The 17,669-nt window shown below is 72.4% G+C and carries 14 protein-coding genes; 7 read left to right on the top strand and 7 right to left on the bottom strand.

All coding sequences use genetic code 11. The annotated features are described in order from the left end of the window. From RM590_RS24315 to mshC, 4 genes are all read left to right on the top strand, one after another. Positions 1-693, top strand: a complete 693-nt coding sequence (locus RM590_RS24315) for an MSMEG_4193 family putative phosphomutase (protein ID WP_311706826.1) — start codon at positions 1-3, stop codon at positions 691-693. Positions 694-758: 65 nt separating this feature from the next. Beyond that, entirely contained in the window at positions 759-1,352 is a 594-nt protein-coding gene (locus RM590_RS24310; RefSeq protein WP_311706825.1) for a DUF3090 domain-containing protein, read from the top strand. Continuing rightward, positions 1,313-2,158, top strand: coding sequence for an SCO1664 family protein (locus RM590_RS24305; protein WP_311706824.1), 846 nt, complete (start codon positions 1,313-1,315; stop codon positions 2,156-2,158). Before RM590_RS24310 ends, RM590_RS24305 begins: the two co-directional genes overlap by 40 nt. Positions 2,159-2,211: 53 nt before the next feature. Beyond that, on the top strand, positions 2,212-3,441 hold the full coding sequence (gene mshC, locus RM590_RS24300; protein WP_311706823.1) for a cysteine--1-D-myo-inosityl 2-amino-2-deoxy-alpha-D-glucopyranoside ligase: 1,230 nt from the start codon (positions 2,212-2,214) through the stop codon (positions 3,439-3,441). A gap of 57 nt (positions 3,442-3,498) precedes the next feature. On the opposite strand, the gene RM590_RS24295 is transcribed toward mshC, so the two are convergent. The 5 genes from RM590_RS24295 to RM590_RS24275 form a co-directional block, all read right to left on the bottom strand. Beyond that, entirely contained in the window at positions 3,499-4,482 is a 984-nt protein-coding gene (locus tag RM590_RS24295) for a PAC2 family protein (RefSeq protein ID WP_311706822.1), read from the bottom strand. Positions 4,483-4,651: 169 nt separating this feature from the next. Continuing rightward, positions 4,652-6,250 (bottom strand): glycerol-3-phosphate dehydrogenase/oxidase, encoded by a 1,599-nt coding sequence (locus RM590_RS24290; protein ID WP_311706821.1) that lies wholly within the window; start codon positions 6,248-6,250, stop codon positions 4,652-4,654. A gap of 5 nt (positions 6,251-6,255) precedes the next feature. Beyond that, positions 6,256-7,776, bottom strand: a complete 1,521-nt coding sequence (gene glpK / locus RM590_RS24285) for a glycerol kinase GlpK (RefSeq protein ID WP_311706820.1) — start codon at positions 7,774-7,776, stop codon at positions 6,256-6,258. Between the two features lie 48 nt (positions 7,777-7,824). After that, the gene (locus RM590_RS24280) at positions 7,825-8,637 is read right to left on the bottom strand and encodes an MIP/aquaporin family protein (protein ID WP_311706819.1); all 813 of its coding nucleotides are present in this window, start codon (positions 8,635-8,637) and stop codon (positions 7,825-7,827) included. A gap of 147 nt (positions 8,638-8,784) precedes the next feature. Next, entirely contained in the window at positions 8,785-9,549 is a 765-nt protein-coding gene (locus tag RM590_RS24275; RefSeq protein ID WP_311706818.1) for an IclR family transcriptional regulator, read from the bottom strand. Between the two features lie 216 nt (positions 9,550-9,765). Between RM590_RS24275 and metH the strand changes: the two genes are divergently transcribed. The 3 genes from metH to RM590_RS24260 all read left to right on the top strand — a co-directional run bounded on the left by metH (position 9,766) and on the right by RM590_RS24260 (position 15,912). Continuing rightward, on the top strand, positions 9,766-13,278 hold the full coding sequence (gene metH / locus RM590_RS24270) for a methionine synthase (protein WP_311706817.1): 3,513 nt from the start codon (positions 9,766-9,768) through the stop codon (positions 13,276-13,278). Between the two features lie 124 nt (positions 13,279-13,402). Continuing rightward, positions 13,403-14,161 (top strand): HAD family hydrolase, encoded by a 759-nt coding sequence (locus RM590_RS24265; protein WP_311706816.1) that lies wholly within the window; start codon positions 13,403-13,405, stop codon positions 14,159-14,161. A gap of 155 nt (positions 14,162-14,316) precedes the next feature. Then, positions 14,317-15,912, top strand: a complete 1,596-nt coding sequence (locus RM590_RS24260; RefSeq protein ID WP_311706815.1) for an ABC transporter substrate-binding protein — start codon at positions 14,317-14,319, stop codon at positions 15,910-15,912. 34 nt (positions 15,913-15,946) lie between these two features. On the opposite strand, the gene RM590_RS24255 is transcribed toward RM590_RS24260, so the two are convergent. Together RM590_RS24255 and RM590_RS24250 are read right to left on the bottom strand one after the other, a co-directional pair. Next, the gene (locus tag RM590_RS24255; RefSeq protein WP_311706814.1) at positions 15,947-16,615 is read right to left on the bottom strand and encodes a response regulator transcription factor; all 669 of its coding nucleotides are present in this window, start codon (positions 16,613-16,615) and stop codon (positions 15,947-15,949) included. A 62-nt stretch (positions 16,616-16,677) separates the two neighbouring features. Then, complete coding sequence (locus RM590_RS24250) at positions 16,678-17,601, bottom strand: RecB family exonuclease (RefSeq protein WP_311706813.1); 924 nt, start codon at positions 17,599-17,601, stop codon at positions 16,678-16,680. Positions 17,602-17,669 lie beyond the last annotated feature (68 nt).

Genomic DNA, 17,669 nt, shown 5'->3' with positions numbered 1-17,669 from the left:
ATGCCCACCCTGCTGCTCCTCCGGCACGGCCGGACCACCGCCAACTCCTCCGGTCTGCTCGCGGGCCGGACCCCCGGGGTCCGGCTCGACGAGCACGGCGCCGCCCAGGCCGCCGCGCTCCCCGCGCGGCTGGCGGGAATCCCGCTGGCCGCCGCCGTGCACAGCCCCCTCGAGCGCTGCGCGGAGACCCTGGCGCCGCTGCGCACCGCCCGCCCCGGTCTGCCGGTGCACGCCGATGAGCGTGTCATCGAGTGCGACTACGGGCAGTGGACCAATCGGACGCTCAAGGAGCTCGCCGAGGAGCCGCTGATGGCCACCGTCCGCAGCCAGCCCTCCGCCGTCACCTTCCCGGGCGGCGAGTCGTTGCGCGCCGTGCAGGCCCGTGTGGTCGACGCGGCGCGGGACTGGGACGCCCGGATCGAGGCCGCGCACGGCGCGGACGCCGTGTGGCTGATGTGCACCCACGGCGACAACATCAAGGCGATCGTGGCGGACGCGCTCGGCGTGCACCTCGACCTCTTCCAGCGCATCGTTCCGCACCCGGCGTCCATCACCGCCATCCGGTACGGACAGCCGCCTCTGCTGCTGCGATTCGGCGACACGGGCGACCTCACCGAGTTCGTTCCGCACACCGAGGAGGCCACGCGGGACACCGCCGAGGCCACCGAGGCCCCGGTGGGCGGTGGTGCCTAGCCACGGTGATCGCGAAGCGCAGTAGGGTGCCAGTGTCTCAAGCAGTCGACCCCACGGAGCAGTACGTGTCCCGTCAGGTGTTCCTCTACGACCCTCCCGAACGCTTTGTCGCCGGGACGGTGGGGCTGCCTGGCCGCCGTACCTTCTTTCTCCAGGCATCGGCGGGCGGCCGCACGACCAGCGTGGCCCTGGAGAAGGCCCAGGTGGAGGCGCTCGCCGAGCGTATCGACGAGCTCCTCGACGAGGTGGTGCGGCGGTCCGGCGGCAACACCACCGTGCCGGCGGTCGCCCCGGCCGAGCTCACCGACAGCGGCCCCCTGGAAACCCCCGTCGAGGAGGAGTTCCGCGTCGGCACCATGGCGCTCGCCTGGGACAGCGACAGCGAGCGCATGATCGTCGAGGCCCAGGCCCTCGTCGAACTGGAAGCCGACACCGAGGAGGCCTTCGCCGAGGCGGAGGAGCGGCTGCTGCGCGACGACGAGAACGGCCCGCCCATGCTGCGCGTCCGGCTCAGCGGAACGATGGCCCGGGCGTTCGCCAAGCGCGCCCTGGAGGTGGTCAACGCCGGCCGGCCGCCCTGCCCGCTGTGCAGTCTGCCGCTCGACCCGGAGGGACACGTATGTCCGCGCCAGAACGGATACCGCCGCAGCCGCGTCTGACGGCGGACGAGGTGCTGGCCGACGGCGAGTTGACCGTGCACGGCCGCATCGTGGACGCGTCCAACGCCGTTCTCTACGCCACCGCGGAGCTGGCCGGTCAGCGGCTGCCCTGCGTCTACAAGCCGGTCGCCGGGGAGCGCCCGCTGTGGGACTTCCCCGACGGCACCCTGGCACAGCGCGAGGTCGCCGCCTACGAGGTGTCCCGGGCGCTGGGCTGGGACGTGGTGCCGCCCACGGTCCTGCGGGACGGCCCGCTGGGCGCGGGCATGTGCCAGTTGTGGGTCGGCCCCGCGCCGGACGCCGAGGAGGCCGGCCCGGATCCGGCCCAGTTGCTGGCGCTGATCGACGCCGAGGAGCCGGAGCCGGGCTGGAAGGCCGTCGGGTTCGCCGAGGTCGGCGCGGGCCGCACCGCCCTGCTGGTGCACGCCGACGACGAGCGGCTGCGCCGGATCGCCGCCCTGGACGCGGTGATCAACAACGGGGACCGCAAGGGCGGCCATCTGCTGCCGCTGCCCGACGGCCGGCTGTACGGCATCGACCACGGCGTCACGTTCCACACCGACAACAAGCTGCGCACCCTGCTGTGGGGCTGGGCCGGCGAGGCGCTGCCCGCCCCCGTGCGCGCCGCCCTGGCCGCGCTCGGCGCCGAACTGGCCGAGGGCCGCCCGCTGTTGGCCCGGCTGCGCGAGCTGATCACGGCGGCCGAGTGCGAGGCCCTGCGCGAACGGACCGCGGCCCTGCTGCGCACCGGCCGGCACCCGGGCCCGACGGGGGAGTGGCCCGCGATTCCCTGGCCGCTGGTGTGACAACCGGGCCCGGCCCTGTCGAAGCGGAGACAGCGGACGGTTAGGCTCGGGGCATGTATGCCTGGCCAGCCTCCAAGGTTCCCGTCCTGCCCGGTCAGGGCCGTGATCTCGCGGTTCACGACACCGCGACCAACGCCCGGGTGACCCTCAGCCCCGGCCCCGTCGCCCGGCTCTACGTCTGTGGCATCACCCCCTACGACGCGACCCATATGGGCCACGCGGCCACCTACACCGCGTTCGACCTCGTCCAGCGGGTCTGGCTCGACACCAAGCGCCAGGTGCACTATGTGCAGAACGTCACCGACGTGGACGATCCGCTGCTGGAGCGGGCCGCCGCCACCGGCGAGGACTGGACCGCGCTCGCCGAGCGCGAGACCGCCCTGTTCCGGGAGGACATGACGGCGCTGCGGATCCTGCCGCCGGCCGCCTACGTGGGCGCGGTGGAGTCCATACCGGCGATCGTTCCCCTGGTGGAGCGCCTGCGCGAGGCGGGCGCCGCCTACGACCTCGACGGGGACGTCTACTTCTCGGTGGAGTCCGACCGCCACTTCGGCGCCGTCTCCGGGCTGGACGCCCCGACGATGCGCGCGCTGTCGGCGGAGCGCGGCGGGGACCCGGAGCGGCCCGGCAAGAAGAACGCGCTGGACCCGCTGCTGTGGCGCGCCGCCCGCCCCGGGGAGCCCTCCTGGGACGGCGCGTCGCTGGGCCCGGGGCGGCCGGGGTGGCACATCGAGTGCGTCGCCATCGCCCTGGACCGGCTCGGCATGGGCTTCGACATGCAGGGCGGCGGGTCCGACCTCGTCTTCCCGCACCACGAGATGGGCGCCTCGCACGCGCACGTGCTCACCGGCGAGCACCCGTTCGCCCACTCCTATGTGCACGCCGGGATGGTGGGCTACCAGGGCGAGAAGATGTCCAAGTCCAAGGGGAACCTGGTCCTCGTCTCACAGTTGCGGCGGGACGGGGTCGACCCGGCCGCCATCCGGCTGGCCCTGCTGGCCCACCACTTCCGGACCGACTGGGAGTGGACGGCCGCCGAGCTGACGGCCGCCGTGGACCGGCTGGCCCGCTGGCGGGCGGCCGTCTCCCGGCCGGACGGGCCGCCGGCCGGCGAGGTGGTCGAGGAGATCCGCGCGGCCCTCGCCGACGACCTCGACGCCCCCGCCGCGCTCGCCGCCGTGGACCGCTGGGCGGCGGCCCAGGCCCGCGGCGGCGGCAGCGACACCGGTGCCACCGGCGTGGTGTCCCGGGCCGTGGACGCGCTGCTCGGCGTGGCCCTCTAGCACCGGCCCGGCCCCGGCACGCAAGCGGGCTCCGACGGCTCCGGTCCTGCCGGACCGTCAGTCGTCGGAGTCCGCTGACCCGGGCTCCTGCGGTCCCTGGTCCCCCTCGGGCGGCCGTCTGCGGGGTCTGGTGCGGCCACTGCCCGGATCCCGCAGGTAGGAGCCCGGATCCCCGCCCGCGGGCGGCTGCCCGTCGCGCCGGCGCAGATACCGTTCGAACTCCTTGGCGATGGCCTCGCCGGACGCCTCGGGCAGCTCCGCGGTGTCCCGCGCCTCCTCCAGCGACTTCACGTACTCGGCCACCTCGCTGTCCTCGGCGGCCAGTTGGTCCACGCCGATCTGCCACGCGCGCGAGTCCTCGGGCAGGTCGCCCAGCGGGATGCCCACGCCCAGCAGGTCCTCCAGCGAGTGCAACAGGGCCAGCGACGCCTTGGGGTTGGGCGGCTGCGCCACATAGTGCGGAACGGCCGCCCACAGCGTCACCGCGGGCACGCCCGCGTGGCTGCACGCCTCCTGGAGGATGCCGACGATCCCGGTGGGCCCCTCGTACCGCGACTCCTCCAGGTCCAGCTTGCGGGCCAGATCCTCGTCGGACGTCACGCTGGTGACGGGCACCGGACGCGTGTGCGGGGTGTCTCCCAGCAGGGCGCCGAGCACCACCACCATCTCCACGCCCAGCTCATGGGCGAATCCCAGGATCTCGTTGCAGAACGAACGCCAGCGCATGCTCGGCTCGATGCCGCGCACCAGGACCAGGTCCCGCCGTCTGACCGGACCGTTCTCCGAGCCGATCCGCACCACGGACAGCCTGGTCGTCGGCCAGGTGATGCGGCGTACTCCGCCGTCCAGCCAGATGTGCGGCCGGTTGACCTGGAAGTCGTAGTAGTCCTCGGCGTCCAGCGCCGCGAACACTTCTCCCTTCCACTCCCGCTCCAGATGAGCGACCGCGGCGGAGGCGGCGTCACCAGCATCGTTCCAGCCCTCGAACGCGGCCACCATGACCGGGTCGACCAGCTCGGGAACTCCGTCGAGCTCGATCACCCAGCGCCTCCTCCCGGCCGGGGCGGGGCGGGTGCGCCCGGCCCGGCTGCCGTAAGTGTTTCGTGCGGCCCCAGCCTACGGCGTGACCGTTCCCAGCCCGCAGTCCTCGTACGCATGCGCACGGTCGTCGAGGGTGACGGCACGGTTACACCCCGCACTGGCCGGGAGGTCAGCCGTCCCGGCGCAGCGTCTCGGCCACCCGGGCGCGGACATCGTCGGTGTCCAGGCCACGCACCGTCAGAGTGGTGCGGCGGCGCAGCACGTCGTCGACGGTCTCGGCCCATTCGTGCTGCCGCGCGTAGACCACCTGCGCCCAGATTTCCGGCCCGTCCGGGTGGACGCGTTCGCCGAGGGCGGGGTCCTGCCGGACGAGGTCGGCGATCTCGAAGGCCAGCGAGCCGTAGTGGGTGGCCAGGTGACGGGTGGTCAACGGGTCAAGTTCCACGCCCGGTTCGCGGTCCACCAGCAGCCGGTGGGCCACCGCGCTGGGGTTGGCCACCCCGGGCAGCGGCACCCTGCGCACCAGGTCGGCGACGGGCTCCATGTCCTCCGCCAGCGCCGAACCCGGCAGCTTGGCCAGCTTGTTGAGGACCGTCCGGCCGATGTGACGGTACGTGGTCCACTTGCCGCCGGCCACCGACAGCATGCCGCCGCGGCCCTCGGAGACCACCGTCTCGCGCCGCGCGGAGGCCACCCCGCCGGGGCCGGCCGGCAGCACCCGCAGCCCGGCGAAGGCATACGTCATCAGCGAACGCGACAACTGCTCGTCGGTGACGGAGACGGACGCCTCGTCGAGGATCTGCCGGATGTCCGCCTCGGTGGCGCGGACGTCCGCCGGGTCGCCCTCGTAGCTCTCGTCGGTGGTGCCCAGCAGCAGGTGGTCCTCCCAGGGGAGGGCGAAGGTGATGCGGTACTTGTCCACCGGGGTGGCCATCGCGGCGTGCCACGGCGCGGTGCGGCGCAGCACCAGATGGGCGCCCTTGGACAGCCGGACGCTGGGCGCGGCGCCCGGGTCCTCCATCCGCCGCAGGTGGTCCACCCAGGGGCCGGTGGCGTTGAGGACGAGCCGGGCGTCGACGCCGAACTCGGTGCCGTCCAGCCGGTCGCGCAACTCGGCGCCGGTGACCCGGCCGCGAGTGTGGCGCAGCCCGGTGACCTCCGCGTGGTTGAGCACGGTGGCGCCGGACTGGACGGCGGCCCGCACGGTCATCACGGCGACGCGGGCGTCGTTCATCTGGTGGTCGCCGTAGACGGCGACGGCCTTGAGGTTGTCGGTGCGCAGCGCCGGGTTGGCCGCCGCCGCCCGGGCCGGGGAGATCACGCGGCCCACGCCGTCGCCGAAAGCGGACAGCGCGGAGTAGGCGAAGACCCCGGCGCCGAGCTTGACCGCGCCGTGCGGGCCGCCCTTGTAGACGGGCAGGTAGAACGTCAGCGGGTTGACCAGGTGCGGGGCCACGTCCCGGGCCAGCACCCGCCGTTCGTGGTGGTTCTCCGCGACCAGCCGGACGGCGCCGGTCTGGAGGTAGCGCAGTCCGCCGTGGACCAGCTTGGAGGACGCGGAGGAGGTGGCGCCGGCGAAGTCGCCGGCGTCCACCATCGCGACCCGCAGCCCCGACTGGGCGGCGTGCCAGGCCACCGAGGTGCCCAGGATGCCGCCGCCGACGACCAGCAGGTCGTAGGTCGCCGCGGCGAGCCGCTGCCTGGTCTCGGCGCGCCGTTCCGCTCCGCCGAGGGCGGTGGATCCGGCGGTCGGGTGCGGGGTGTTCATCAGTGTCAGCTCTCCTCGTCGAGCCAGCCCATGGACCGCTGCACGGCCTTGAGCCAGAACTGGTAATGGCGGTCGCGTTCGGCCGCCTCCATCTGCGGGGTCCACTCGGCGGCCCGGCGCCAGTTGGCGCGCAGATCCTCGATGTTGGACCAGAAGCCCACGGCCAGCCCGGCGGCGTAGGCGGCGCCCAAACAGGTCGTCTCGGACACCATCGGGCGGACCACGGGGGCGTCGAGGAAGTCCGCGATGTTCTGCATCAGCAGGTTGTTGGAGGTCATCCCGCCGTCCACCTTGAGCGTGGTGAGCTCCATCCCGGAGTCCTTCTTCATGGCGTCCACGATTTCCCGCGTCTGCCAGGCGGTGGCCTCCAGCACGGCCCGGGCGATGTGCGCCTTGGTCACGTAACGGGTCAGGCCGGTGATGATGCCGCGGGCGTCGGAGCGCCAGTACGGCGCGAACAGGCCGGAGAACGCGGGCACGAAGTAGGCGCCGCCGTTGTCCTCCACGGACAGCGCCAGCGTCTCGATCTCCGCCGCGCTGTTGATCAGCCCCATCTGGTCGCGCATCCACTGGACCAGGGCGCCGGTGATGGCGATGGAGCCCTCCAGCGCGTAGACCGGCGCCTGGTCGCCGATGCGGTAGCCGACGGTGGTGACCAGCCCGGCGTAGGAGTTGATGGCCTTGTCGCCGGTGTTCATCAGCAGGAACGTGCCGGTGCCGTAGGTGGACTTGCCCTCGCCGACGGAGAAGCAGGTCTGGCCGAACAGCGCGGCCTGCTGGTCGCCGAGCGCCGACGCCACCGGAACGCCGTCCAGCGCGCCGCCCTTGGCGGTGCCGTAGACCTCGGCGGAGGAACGGATCTCCGGCAGCACCGCGAGGGGCACGCCGATGGAGTTGCAGATCTTCTCGTCCCACTCCAGGCCGCGCAGGCTCATCAGGAGCGTGCGGGAGGCGTTGGTGACGTCGGTGACGTGCACGCCGCCGGCCGTTCCGCCGGTGAGGTTCCAGATGACCCAGGAGTCCATCGTGCCGAACAGGATGTCCCCGCGCTCGGCCCGTTCCCGCAGGCCCTCGACGTTGTCCAGCAGCCACCGGATCTTGGGGCCGGCGAAGTAGGACGCGAGCGGCAGGCCGGTCTCCCGGCGGAAGCGGTCCTGGCCGACGTTGCGGCCCAGCTCGCGGCAGAGGGCGTCGGTGCGGGTGTCCTGCCAGACGATGGCGTTGTGCACCGGCTCGCCGGTGTTCTTGTCCCACAGCAGCGTGGTCTCGCGCTGGTTGGTGATGCCGATGGCCTTGACCTGCTCCTTGCCGATGCGGGCCTTGGCCAGCGCGCCGGCGACCACCTCCTGGACGTTGGTCCAGATCTCGGCGGCGTTGTGTTCGACCCAGCCCGGCTTGGGGAAGATCTGTTCGTGTTCCTTCTGGTCGACCGAGACGATGCGGCCGTCGTGGTCGAACACGATGCAGCGGCTGGAGGTCGTGCCCTGGTCGATGGCGGCGATGTACTCGCGCGGGGTGTCGGTCATACGGCGGCTCCTGATCGAAGTCCAAGTCCTGATGGGGCGGCTGGGTGGTCAGAACAGCAAGTTGTGGATGCCGCCGGCGAGCGCGGCGCCGGCGAGCGGGCCGACGACCGGGATCCAGGAGTAGCTCCAGTCGGAGCCGCCCTTGTTCGGCAGCGGCAGGAGGGCGTGGACGATCCGGGGGCCGAGGTCGCGGGCCGGGTTGATGGCGTAGCCGGTGGGGCCGCCGAGCGACAGGCCGATGCCGACCACCACGAGTGCGACCATCAGGCCGCCGGTGCCGGAGACGGCGAGCCCCTCGTTGAGGCCGATGCCCAGCACGAGGAGGACCAGGACGGCGGTGCCGATGACCTCCGTGGCCAGGTTCTGCACGGTGTTGCGGATTTCGGGGGCGGTGGAGAAGATCCCGAGGACCGGGCCCGGCTCCGCCCGGCGCGCCGGGCGGCGCTCCTCGGTCGCGCTGGGCTCGTCGAACGCCTTGGGGCCGGGGACCCGCGCCCCGGCGGTGATCTCGCGGTCGCCCAGGTGGGCCAGGAAATGGCCGTAGTAGGCGAGCCAGACGAGGAACGCGCCGAGCATGGCGCCGACGAGTTCGCCGGCGATCTGGACAGGAACGTCGCCCCACTTGCCGCTGTCGATGGCGATGCCGAGCGTGACGGCCGGGTTCAGGTGCGCGCCGGAGAGCTGGGTCGAGACGTAGACACCGGCGAGAACGCCGATGCCCCAGCCCAGGGTGATGGCCACCCATCCGGCTTCGAACGCCTTGGATTTCTTGAGTACGACTCCGGCGACAACACCGCAGCCGAGCAGGATCAGTACGGCGGTGCCGAGGACCTCGCCGAAGAAGATGTCGGAGCTGGACACCGTGACTCCTTTGTCCTTCGTCCAGGGGCTTCCTGGCCGACGTCCGTCCGGTGTTCGACATTGTCGACCATCGAACGGCAGTTTTCTCCCCGGAGCGACCGCCGTCAAGAGGTGTGCGACAGATAACGTTCCGGTGGCCGGATTGTCCTAGAAACGCCCGGCTCCCAGGTCGCGCGACACGGAACGGGCGCAGTCCCGCACCGCGGCGATCAGCCGCGGATCGAGCTCCCCGGTCGTCCCCATGCGCTCCTCCGCCCCCGTGATGCCAACGGCGCCCACGGGCATCCGGCGCCGGTCCAGGATCGGCGCGGCGATGGACGCCACCCCGTCCCACGTCTCGCCGATATCACTCGCCCAGCCCCGGGCGCGCACCCGCGCGAGGTTCGCCTCGAACTCGGCCGGATCCGTCACCGTCCGCTCGGTGATCGGCGCGAAATCGCTCTCCATGACCTCGTTGTGCGCCACCGGGTCGTAGGCCGCCAGCACCTTGCCCAGGGCGGTGCTGTGCAGCGGCTGCATCGCGCCCACCTCCAGCACCTGCCGGCTGTCGTCCGGGCGGAACACGTGGTGCACGATCAGCACGCCCTGCTGGTGCAGCACCCCCAGATAGGCGCTCTCCCCGCTGGACCGGGCCAGGTCGTCGGTCCATACCAGCGCGCGGGCGCGCAGCTCGTGCACGTCCAGATAACTGTTGCCCAGCCGCAGCAGCTCGGCGCCGAGCTGGTACCGGCCCGAGCGCGGGTCCTGCTCGACGAAGCCCTCCTGCTGGAGGGTGCGCAGCAGCCCGTGCGTCGTTGCCTTGGCCAGCCCAATGGCGGACGCGATGTCGGACAGGCCCAGCCGCCGCTCGCCACCGGCGAGCAGGCGCAGCACCGCCGCGGCACGCTCCAGCGACTGGATGGTCCGGGCCATGGGGCCGCCTCCTCGTTCTCCGCCTTCCGCGCCTGATGTTCGGCATTGTCGAACAACAGCGGGTCATGTCGATACCCCCCAGGGCGGATCTGAGTCTAAGGCCGCCAGTGCGCGCGCGACGTCTCCCCCAGGGACGGTCGGGCCGTTACGCTGAACCGGTGCGCTTCGTCATCGACGCGCATAGCCGACAGCCGTCGCACTCCAGGGAGCATCCCCATGGCCTCGTCCAGCCCGCCGCTCGCCACCCAGACCGATCGAGCCGCCGCCCTGCGAGAGGCCTTCGCCTCCCGCGTCGTCGTCGCGGACGGCGGAATGGGCACCATGCTCCAGGCCCAGGACCCGACGCTGGAGGACTTCCAGCAGCTCGAGGGCTGCAACGAGGTCCTGAACGTCACCCGCCCCGACATCGTCCGCTCGGTCCATCGCGCCTACTTCGAGGCCGGCGTCGACTGCGTCGAGACCAACACCTTCGGCGCCAACCTCGCCGCGCTGGGCGAGTACGAGATCCCCGAGCGCATCGTCGAGCTCTCCCGGGCCGGCGCCGCGATCGCCCGCGAGACCGCCGACGAGTTCACCGCCGGTGACGGCCGCCCCCGCTGGGTCCTGGGCTCCATGGGCCCCGGCACCAAGCTGCCCACGCTCGGCCACGTCACCTACGCCCCGCTCCGCGACGCCTACCAGCAGAACGCCGAGGGGCTGATCGAGGGCGGCGCCGACGCGCTGCTCGTGGAGACCAGCCAGGACCTGCTCCAAACCAAGGCGGCCGTGCTGGGCGCCCGGCGCGCCCTGACCGCCGCGGGCGTGGACCTGCCGCTGCTCGTCCAGGTCACCGTCGAGACCACCGGCACCATGCTGCTCGGCTCCGAGATCGGCGCCGCGCTGACCGCGCTCGAACCGCTCGGCATCGACATGATCGGACTCAACTGCGCCACCGGCCCCGCCGAGATGAGCGAGCACCTGCGCCACCTGTCCCGGCACGCCGGGGTGCCCCTGTCCTGCATGCCCAACGCCGGGCTCCCCGTGCTCGGCAAGGACGGCGCCCACTACCCGCTGAGCCCCGCCGAACTGGCCGACGCCCACGAGTCGTTCATCGGCGAGTTCGGCCTGTCCCTGATCGGCGGCTGCTGCGGCACCACCCCCGAGCACCTGCGGCAGGTCGTGGAGCGCGTGCGGGACCTGCGGCCCGCCGCCCGCGACCCGCGCCCCGAGCCCGGCGCCTCCTCGCTCTACCAGGCGGTGCCCTTCCGCCAGGACACCGCCTACCTGGCCATCGGCGAGCGCACCAACGCCAACGGCTCCAAGAAGTTCCGCGAGGCCATGCTGGCCGGCCGCTGGGACGACTGCGTGGAGATGGCGCGCGAGCAGATCCGCGAGGGCGCCCACATGCTCGACCTGTGCGTGGACTACGTCGGCCGGGACGGCGTGGCCGACATGCGCGAGCTGGCCGGCCGCTTCGCCACCGCCTCCACGCTGCCCATCGTGCTGGACTCCACCGAGCCCGCCGTGCTGGAGGCCGGGCTGGAGAAGCTCGGCGGCCGGGCCGTCATCAACTCGGTCAACTACGAGGACGGCGACGGCCCCGACTCCCGCTTCGCCCGCGTCACCCGCCTCGCCGTCGAGCACGGCGCGGCCCTGATGGCCCTGACCATCGACGAGCAGGGCCAGGCCCGCACCCCCGAGCACAAGGTCGCCATCGCCGAGCGGCTGATCGCCGACCTCACCGGCAACTGGGGCGTGGCCGAGTCGGACATCATCATCGACTGCCTGACGTTCACCATCTGCACCGGGCAGGAGGAGTCCCGCAAGGACGGCGTCAACACCATCGAGGCCATCCGCGAGCTCAAGCGGCGCCACCCCCAGGTGCAGACCACCCTCGGCCTGTCCAACATCTCCTTCGGCCTCAACCCGGCCGCGCGCCTGGTGCTCAACTCCGTCTTTCTCGACGAGTGCGTCCAGGCCGGCCTCGACTCCGCCATCGTGCACGCCGCGAAGATCCTGCCCATCGCCCGGATCGACGCCGAGCAGGTGGAGGTTGCCCGCGACCTGGTCTACGACCGGCGCCGGCCCGACTACGACCCGCTCCAGCGGTTCCTGGAGCTCTTCGAGGGCGTGGACGCCAAGTCCATGAAGGCCGGCAAGACCGAGGAGCTGCTGGCTCTGCCCCTGGAGGAGCGGCTGCGGCGCCGGATCATCGACGGCGAGCGCAACGGGCTGGAGGCCGACCTCGACGAGGCGCTGACCGAACGCCCCGCCCTGGACATCGTCAACGGCACCCTGCTGGCCGGCATGAAGGTCGTCGGCGAGCTCTTCGGCTCCGGGCAGATGCAGCTTCCGTTCGTCCTCCAGTCCGCCGAGGTGATGAAGTCCGCCGTCGCCCACCTCGAACCGCACATGGAGAAGACCGACGACGAGGGCAAGGGCACCATCGTGCTGGCCACCGTGCGCGGCGACGTCCACGACATCGGCAAGAACCTGGTCGACATCATCCTGACCAACAACGGCTACAACGTGGTCAACCTCGGCATCAAACAGCCGGTCTCGGCCATCCTGGACGCCGCCGACGAGCACAAGGCCGACGTGATCGGCATGTCCGGCCTGCTGGTCAAGTCGACCGTGATCATGAAGGAGAACCTGGAGGAGCTCAACCGGCGCGGCATGGCGGCCGACTACCCCGTCATCCTCGGCGGCGCCGCCCTCACCCGCGCCTACGTCGAGCAGGACCTGCACGAGATCTACGAGGGCGAGGTCCGCTACGCGCGGGACGCCTTCGAGGGCCTGCGGCTCATGGACGCCCTCGTCGCGGTCAAGCGCGGCGTCCCCGGCGCCACCCTCCCGGAGCTGAAGCAGCGCCGCGTCGCCCGCCGCGAGGCGCCGCTGCCGGAGGCCGAGGAGACCGGCGCCGCGGCCCGGTCCGCCACCGCCACGGACGTTCCCCTGCCCGCCGCGCCGTTCCTCGGCACCCGTGTGGTCAAGGGCATCCCGCTCAAGGACTACGCGGAGTGGTTGGACGAGGACGCGCTGTTCAAGGGGCAGTGGGGCCTGAAGGCCGCCCGGAGCGACGAGGGCCCCGACTACGCCGAGCTGGTGGAGACCGAGGGCCGGCCCCGGCTGCGCGGCTGGCTGGACCGGCTGCACACCGAGAACCTGCTCCAGGCGGCCGTCGTCTACGGCTACTTCCCCTGCCACGCCGAGGGCAACGACCTGGTGATCCTGGACGAGGACGGCAAGGAGCGCACCCGCTTCACCTTCCCCCGCCAGCGGCGCGGGCGGCGGCTGTGCCTGGCCGACTTCTTCCGCCCGGCCGACAGCGGCGAGACCGACGTCGTCGCCCTCCAGACCGTCACGATCGGCCCCCGGGTGAGCGAGGCCACCGCCGAGCTGTTCGCCGCCGACGCCTACCGCGACTACCTGGAGCTGCACGGCCTGTCCGTCCAGCTCGCCGAGGCCCTGGCCGAGTACTGGCACGCCCGGGTCCGCGCCGAACTCGGCATCGCCGGCCAGGACCCCGAGGCGCTGGCCGGGATGTTCCGCACCGAGTACCAGGGCTGCCGCTACTCGCTGGGCTACCCGGCCTGTCCCGACCTGGAGGACCGCGCCAAGATCGCCGAGCTGCTGGACTCGCGACGGATCGGGGTGACCCTCTCCGAGGAGTTCCAGCTCGACCCCGAGCAGTCGACGGACGCGCTGATCCTTCACCATCCGGAAGCCAACTATTTCAACGCACGCTAGCCCGACCGGGTGATATTGAGGCGGCGCTCGTCGTGGCGCCGCCGTAAACTGAACGGTCCGGTACAGGCCGGCCGCCTCCCGAAGGAGCGGCCGGCCTGCTCGCTCCTCATGGAGGTGTGCGCGGATGACGAGTTCCTTGCCCGCCATCGACACTGCGATCCCCCTCGGCCCCGGCCCGCGGGCCGTCCTGCTCGACATGGACGGCACGCTGGTGGACACCGAGGGCTTCTGGTGGGACGCCGAGGTCGAGGTGTTCGGCGCCCTCGGCCACGAGCTCGCCGAGGAGCACCGCGAGGTCGTGGTCGGCGGCCCCATGACCCGCAGCGCCGGCTACCTGATCGAGGTGACCGGCGCCGACATCACCCTGGACGAGCTGCGCGTCCTGCTGAACGCCACCTTCCTGCGCCGCGTCGACGCGGGCGTCCCGCTGATGCCGGGCGCCCGGCGGCTGCTGACCGAGCTGGCCGCCCACGAGATCCCCACCGCGCTGGTCTCGGCCTCCCACCGCGCCGTCATGGACCGGATGATCGCCTCCATCGGGCCCGAGCACTTCGCGTTCACCGTCGCCGGCGACGAGCTGTCGCACACCAAGCCGCACCCCGCGCCCTATCTGACCGCCGCCGCCCGGCTGGGCGCCGAGCCGGGGGAGTGCGTCGCCGTCGAGGACACGACGACCGGCGTGGCCTCCGCCGAGGCGGCCGGCTGCCGCGTCGTGGCGGTGCCGTCGGTGGCCCCGATCCCGGCCGCCGTCGGCCGCACCGTCGTCGCCTCGCTGGAGGAGGTCGACCTCGCGTTCCTGCGCTCGGTCGCGGCAGCCCCGGTCGCCGGGACGATCGGCCGCCCCGCCGGCCTCGGCCCGGCGGCCTCGCCCGTCCTCCCGTGAGGTTTCTCACCCAGTCCCCGCCCGCGCCCCGGTTCAGTCGCGCCGCGGTCTAGGGTCCGTCTTCGAAGGGGGCGTCCGTCCGTGGGCAGGGCGACCTCTTTGAAGACGGGCCCTGGTGTCGTGGGCCCTCCCGGACCGGAACGTTAGGAAGACACGTGAGGAAACGCGGCCCGTGGGTGGCGCTCCCGCTCGTCGCGGGCCTGCTCGCCGCCCTGCTCACCGGTTGCGGCCTGATCGGCGACGACGGCGCCGGCGAGGGCGAGCCGATCGTGGTCGGCATGACCGACGAGGTGCTGGCCACCGACCCGGCCTCCGGCTACGACCCGGGCTCCTGGCTGGTGTTCAACAACGTCTTCCAGTCCCTGCTCAGCTTCCCGCCGGGCAGCTCGGAACCGCAGCCCGAGGCCGCCGAGAACTGCGGCTTCACCGACCGCGTCAGCCAGCGCTTCACCTGTACCCTCCGCGACGGCCTGACGTTCAGCAACGGCAACGAACTCACCGCGCAGGACGTCAAGTTCTCCTTCGACCGCACCCTGCGCATCGACGACCCCGACGGCCCGGCGGTGCTGCTGTCCTCGATCGACCGGATCGAGACGCCGGACGACACCACCGTGACCTTCCACCTCGACCGGCCCGACGCCACGTTCCCGCAGAAGATCGCCTCCGGCGCCGGGTCGATCGTCGACCACCGCTCCTACCCGCCCGACGAGCTGCGCACCGACGGCGAGGCCGACGGCTCCGGCCCCTACACGCTGGAGAGTTACACGGCGGACGAGGCCGTCTTCGGCGTCAACTCCGACTACCGGGGCCCCGCCGAGGTGCGGAACTCCGGCGTCACGATGCGGCTCTTCCACGGCGACCAGACGGGGCTGAGGGACGCCGTCCAGAGCGGCGCCGTGGACGTCGCCTACCGCGGCCTGGCCGCCGAGGACCTGGCCGACCTGGAGCTGTCGACGATCTCCGGGGAGGACGGGCTCCAGGTCGTCGACGGCACCAGCGCCGAGGTCCAGCACATGGTCTTCAACATGGCCGATCCCGTCGCCGGCGACCCCGGCGTACGCCGCGCCATCGCCCACCTCATCGACCGCGGCATCCTCGTGCGGGACGTGTACCAGCGCACCGCCGAGCCGCTGTACTCGATCGTCCCCGCCGGGATCACCGGCCACAACACCGCGTTCTACGACGCGTACGGCGACGTTCCGCAGCCGGCCCGTGCCGAGGCCGCGCTGCGCGAGTCGGGCATCACCGAGCCGGTCGAGCTGACCCTCTGGGTCACCCCGACCCGGTTCGGCCCGGACACCGAGGCCGCCTTCGAGTACATCGCCCGGCAGCTCAACGACAGCGGCCTGTTCGACGCCACCGTCCGCAGCGTGCCCGCCGACGAGTTCGCCGAGGGCGTGGAGAACGGCGACTTCGGCGTGTATGTGCGCGGCTGGGTGCCGGACTACCCGGACCCGGACAACTTCACCGCGCCCTTCTTCGGCGCGGACAACATCCTCGCCAACGACTACGACTCCCCGCGCATCACCGAGGAGCTGATCCCGCGCACCGCCCGCGAGAGCGACCGCGCGCGGACCGTGGAGGACTTCGGCGCGCTCCAGGACATCGTGGCCGAGGAGCTGCCGCTGATCCCGCTGTGGCAGGGCAAGCAGTACGCCGTCGCCGCCGAGGAGATCTCCGGACTCCAGTGGGCGCTGGACGCCTCCACCGTCTTCCGCTTCTGGGAGATCACCAAGTCGCCCGCCGAGTAGGCAGGTCCGGCCCCTCAGTTGCCCGGCCGACCCCTCAGTTTCCCGGACGGACGAGCCCGCTCTCGTACGCGAACACGGCCGCCTGCACCCGGTCCCGCAGGCCGAGCTTCGTCAGCACGTGCCCCACATGCGTCTTCACCGTCGTCTCACTGACGAACAGGTCCGCCGCGATCTCCGCGTTCGACAGCCCGCGGGCCACCAGCTTCAGCACCTCGACCTCGCGCTCGGTCAGCGTGTTCAGCGCGTCGGGCACCGGCTCCTCGCCCGAGGGCAGCTTGCCCGCGTACATGTCCAGCAGCCGCCGCGTCACGCTCGGCGCGAGCATCGCCTCGCCCGCCGCCACCACCCGGATCGCCTGCACCAGTTCGGCGGCGGGGGCGTCCTTCAGCAGGAACCCGCTGGCCCCCGCGCGCAGCGCCTCCACCACGTACTCGTCCAGGTCGAACGTCGTCAGCACGAGCACCTTCGCCGGGCCGTCCTTCGCCGGACCGGTGATCTGCCGCGTCGCCTCCACCCCGTCCATCCGCGGCATGCGGATGTCCATCAGCACCACGTCCGGCTGCAGCGCGCGCACCTGATCCAGGGCCTGCAAGCCGTCCCCCGCCTCGCCGATGACGGCAAGATCGGGCTCCGCCTCCAGAATCATCCGGAACCCGGTGCGCAGCAGCGGCTGGTCGTCGACCAGCAGGACGCGGATCGGCATGGGAGCACCCTTCGCGTGCGGGGGGACGGGGAACGTCGCCGGAAGCCGGCCCCCATTCTCACTCACGGCGCCGGCTCGACGGCGCCCGGGCACTCCTCGTCCGAACCGGCCCCCTCGGCCGCCGCCTGACCGGGCACCGCCAGCGGCAACTGGTCCTGCACCAGCAGCGGATACGGCGGGGGAGTGCCCCCGAACTCGGGGCAGCGCGACCGGTGGTCGCACCAGTCGCACAGGCGGCCCGGCCGCGGCCGCCAGTCGCCCGTCTCCGTCGCCCGCCGGATCGCCTCCCACAGCGCCAGCAACTTGCGCTCCACGCCCAGCAGATCGGTCTCGTCCGGGTCGTAGGTGAGGATGTCGCCGCTGCCCAGATACACGAGCTGGAGCCGCCGCGGCACGGTGCCGCGCAGCCGCCACAGCACCAGCGCGTAGAACTTCATCTGGAACAGCGCGTCACCCGCGAACTCGGCACGCGGCGCCTTCCCCGTCTTGTAGTCGACGATCCGCACATCGCCCGTCGGCGCGATGTCCACCCGGTCGATGACCCCGCGCAGCCGCAGCCCGGAGTCCAGCTGCGTCTCCACGAACAGCTCCCGCTCCGCCGGCTCCAGCCGCGTCGGGTCCTCCAGCGAGAACCACCGCTCCACCAGCCCCTCCGCCTCGGCCAGCCACTCCGCCAGCCGGCCGGCGTCCATGCCCTCCCCGTCCTCCTCGGCGAAGAGCCGGGCCAGCTCCGGCCGCCGGGCCAGCAGCCGCTCCCACTCCCGCACCACCAGCGAACGGGCCCGCCGCGCGTTCCGCTGCCCCGCCGGGGCGTCGAACACCCGCTCAAGGACGGCGTGGACGACGGTGCCCCGGGTGGCCGCCGCGTTGGGCTCCTCCGGCAGTTTGTCGATCACGCGGAAGCGGTAGAGCAGGGGACACTGCATGAAGTCGGCGGCCCGGGACGGCGACAGCGAGTCGGGAAGCGCGGCGGAGGACCCAGTCATGGAACGAACCCTATGGCGCCGCACTGACAGACAGCCGCATACCATCGACGGCGGGGCCCGCAGCACGG

The sequence above is a fragment of the Streptomyces litchfieldiae genome, assembly GCF_031845365.1.
Classification (GTDB): domain Bacteria; phylum Actinomycetota; class Actinomycetes; order Streptomycetales; family Streptomycetaceae; genus Streptomyces; species Streptomyces litchfieldiae.
The sequence above is the reverse complement of the archived record's forward strand: the minus strand, read 5'-3'. Positions and strand labels throughout refer to the sequence as shown.

What these genes read in the sequence shown, in the direction of transcription:
- RM590_RS24290 (WP_311706821.1), bottom strand. Translation starts at nt 6,250, where the DNA reads ATGAACACCCCGCACCCGACCGCCGGATCCACCGCCCTCGGCGGAGCG.
- glpK (WP_311706820.1), bottom strand. Translation starts at nt 7,776, where the DNA reads ATGACCGACACCCCGCGCGAGTACATCGCCGCCATCGACCAGGGCACG.
- RM590_RS24250 (WP_311706813.1), bottom strand. Translation starts at nt 17,601, where the DNA reads ATGACTGGGTCCTCCGCCGCGCTTCCCGACTCGCTGTCGCCGTCCCGG.
- RM590_RS24305 (WP_311706824.1), top strand. Translation starts at nt 1,313, where the DNA reads ATGTCCGCGCCAGAACGGATACCGCCGCAGCCGCGTCTGACGGCGGAC.
- RM590_RS24255 (WP_311706814.1), bottom strand. Translation starts at nt 16,615, where the DNA reads ATGCCGATCCGCGTCCTGCTGGTCGACGACCAGCCGCTGCTGCGCACC.
- metH (WP_311706817.1), top strand. Translation starts at nt 9,766, where the DNA reads ATGGCCTCGTCCAGCCCGCCGCTCGCCACCCAGACCGATCGAGCCGCC.
- mshC (WP_311706823.1), top strand. Translation starts at nt 2,212, where the DNA reads ATGTATGCCTGGCCAGCCTCCAAGGTTCCCGTCCTGCCCGGTCAGGGC.
- RM590_RS24315 (WP_311706826.1), top strand. Translation starts at nt 1, where the DNA reads ATGCCCACCCTGCTGCTCCTCCGGCACGGCCGGACCACCGCCAACTCC.
- RM590_RS24265 (WP_311706816.1), top strand. Translation starts at nt 13,403, where the DNA reads ATGACGAGTTCCTTGCCCGCCATCGACACTGCGATCCCCCTCGGCCCC.
- RM590_RS24275 (WP_311706818.1), bottom strand. Translation starts at nt 9,549, where the DNA reads ATGGCCCGGACCATCCAGTCGCTGGAGCGTGCCGCGGCGGTGCTGCGC.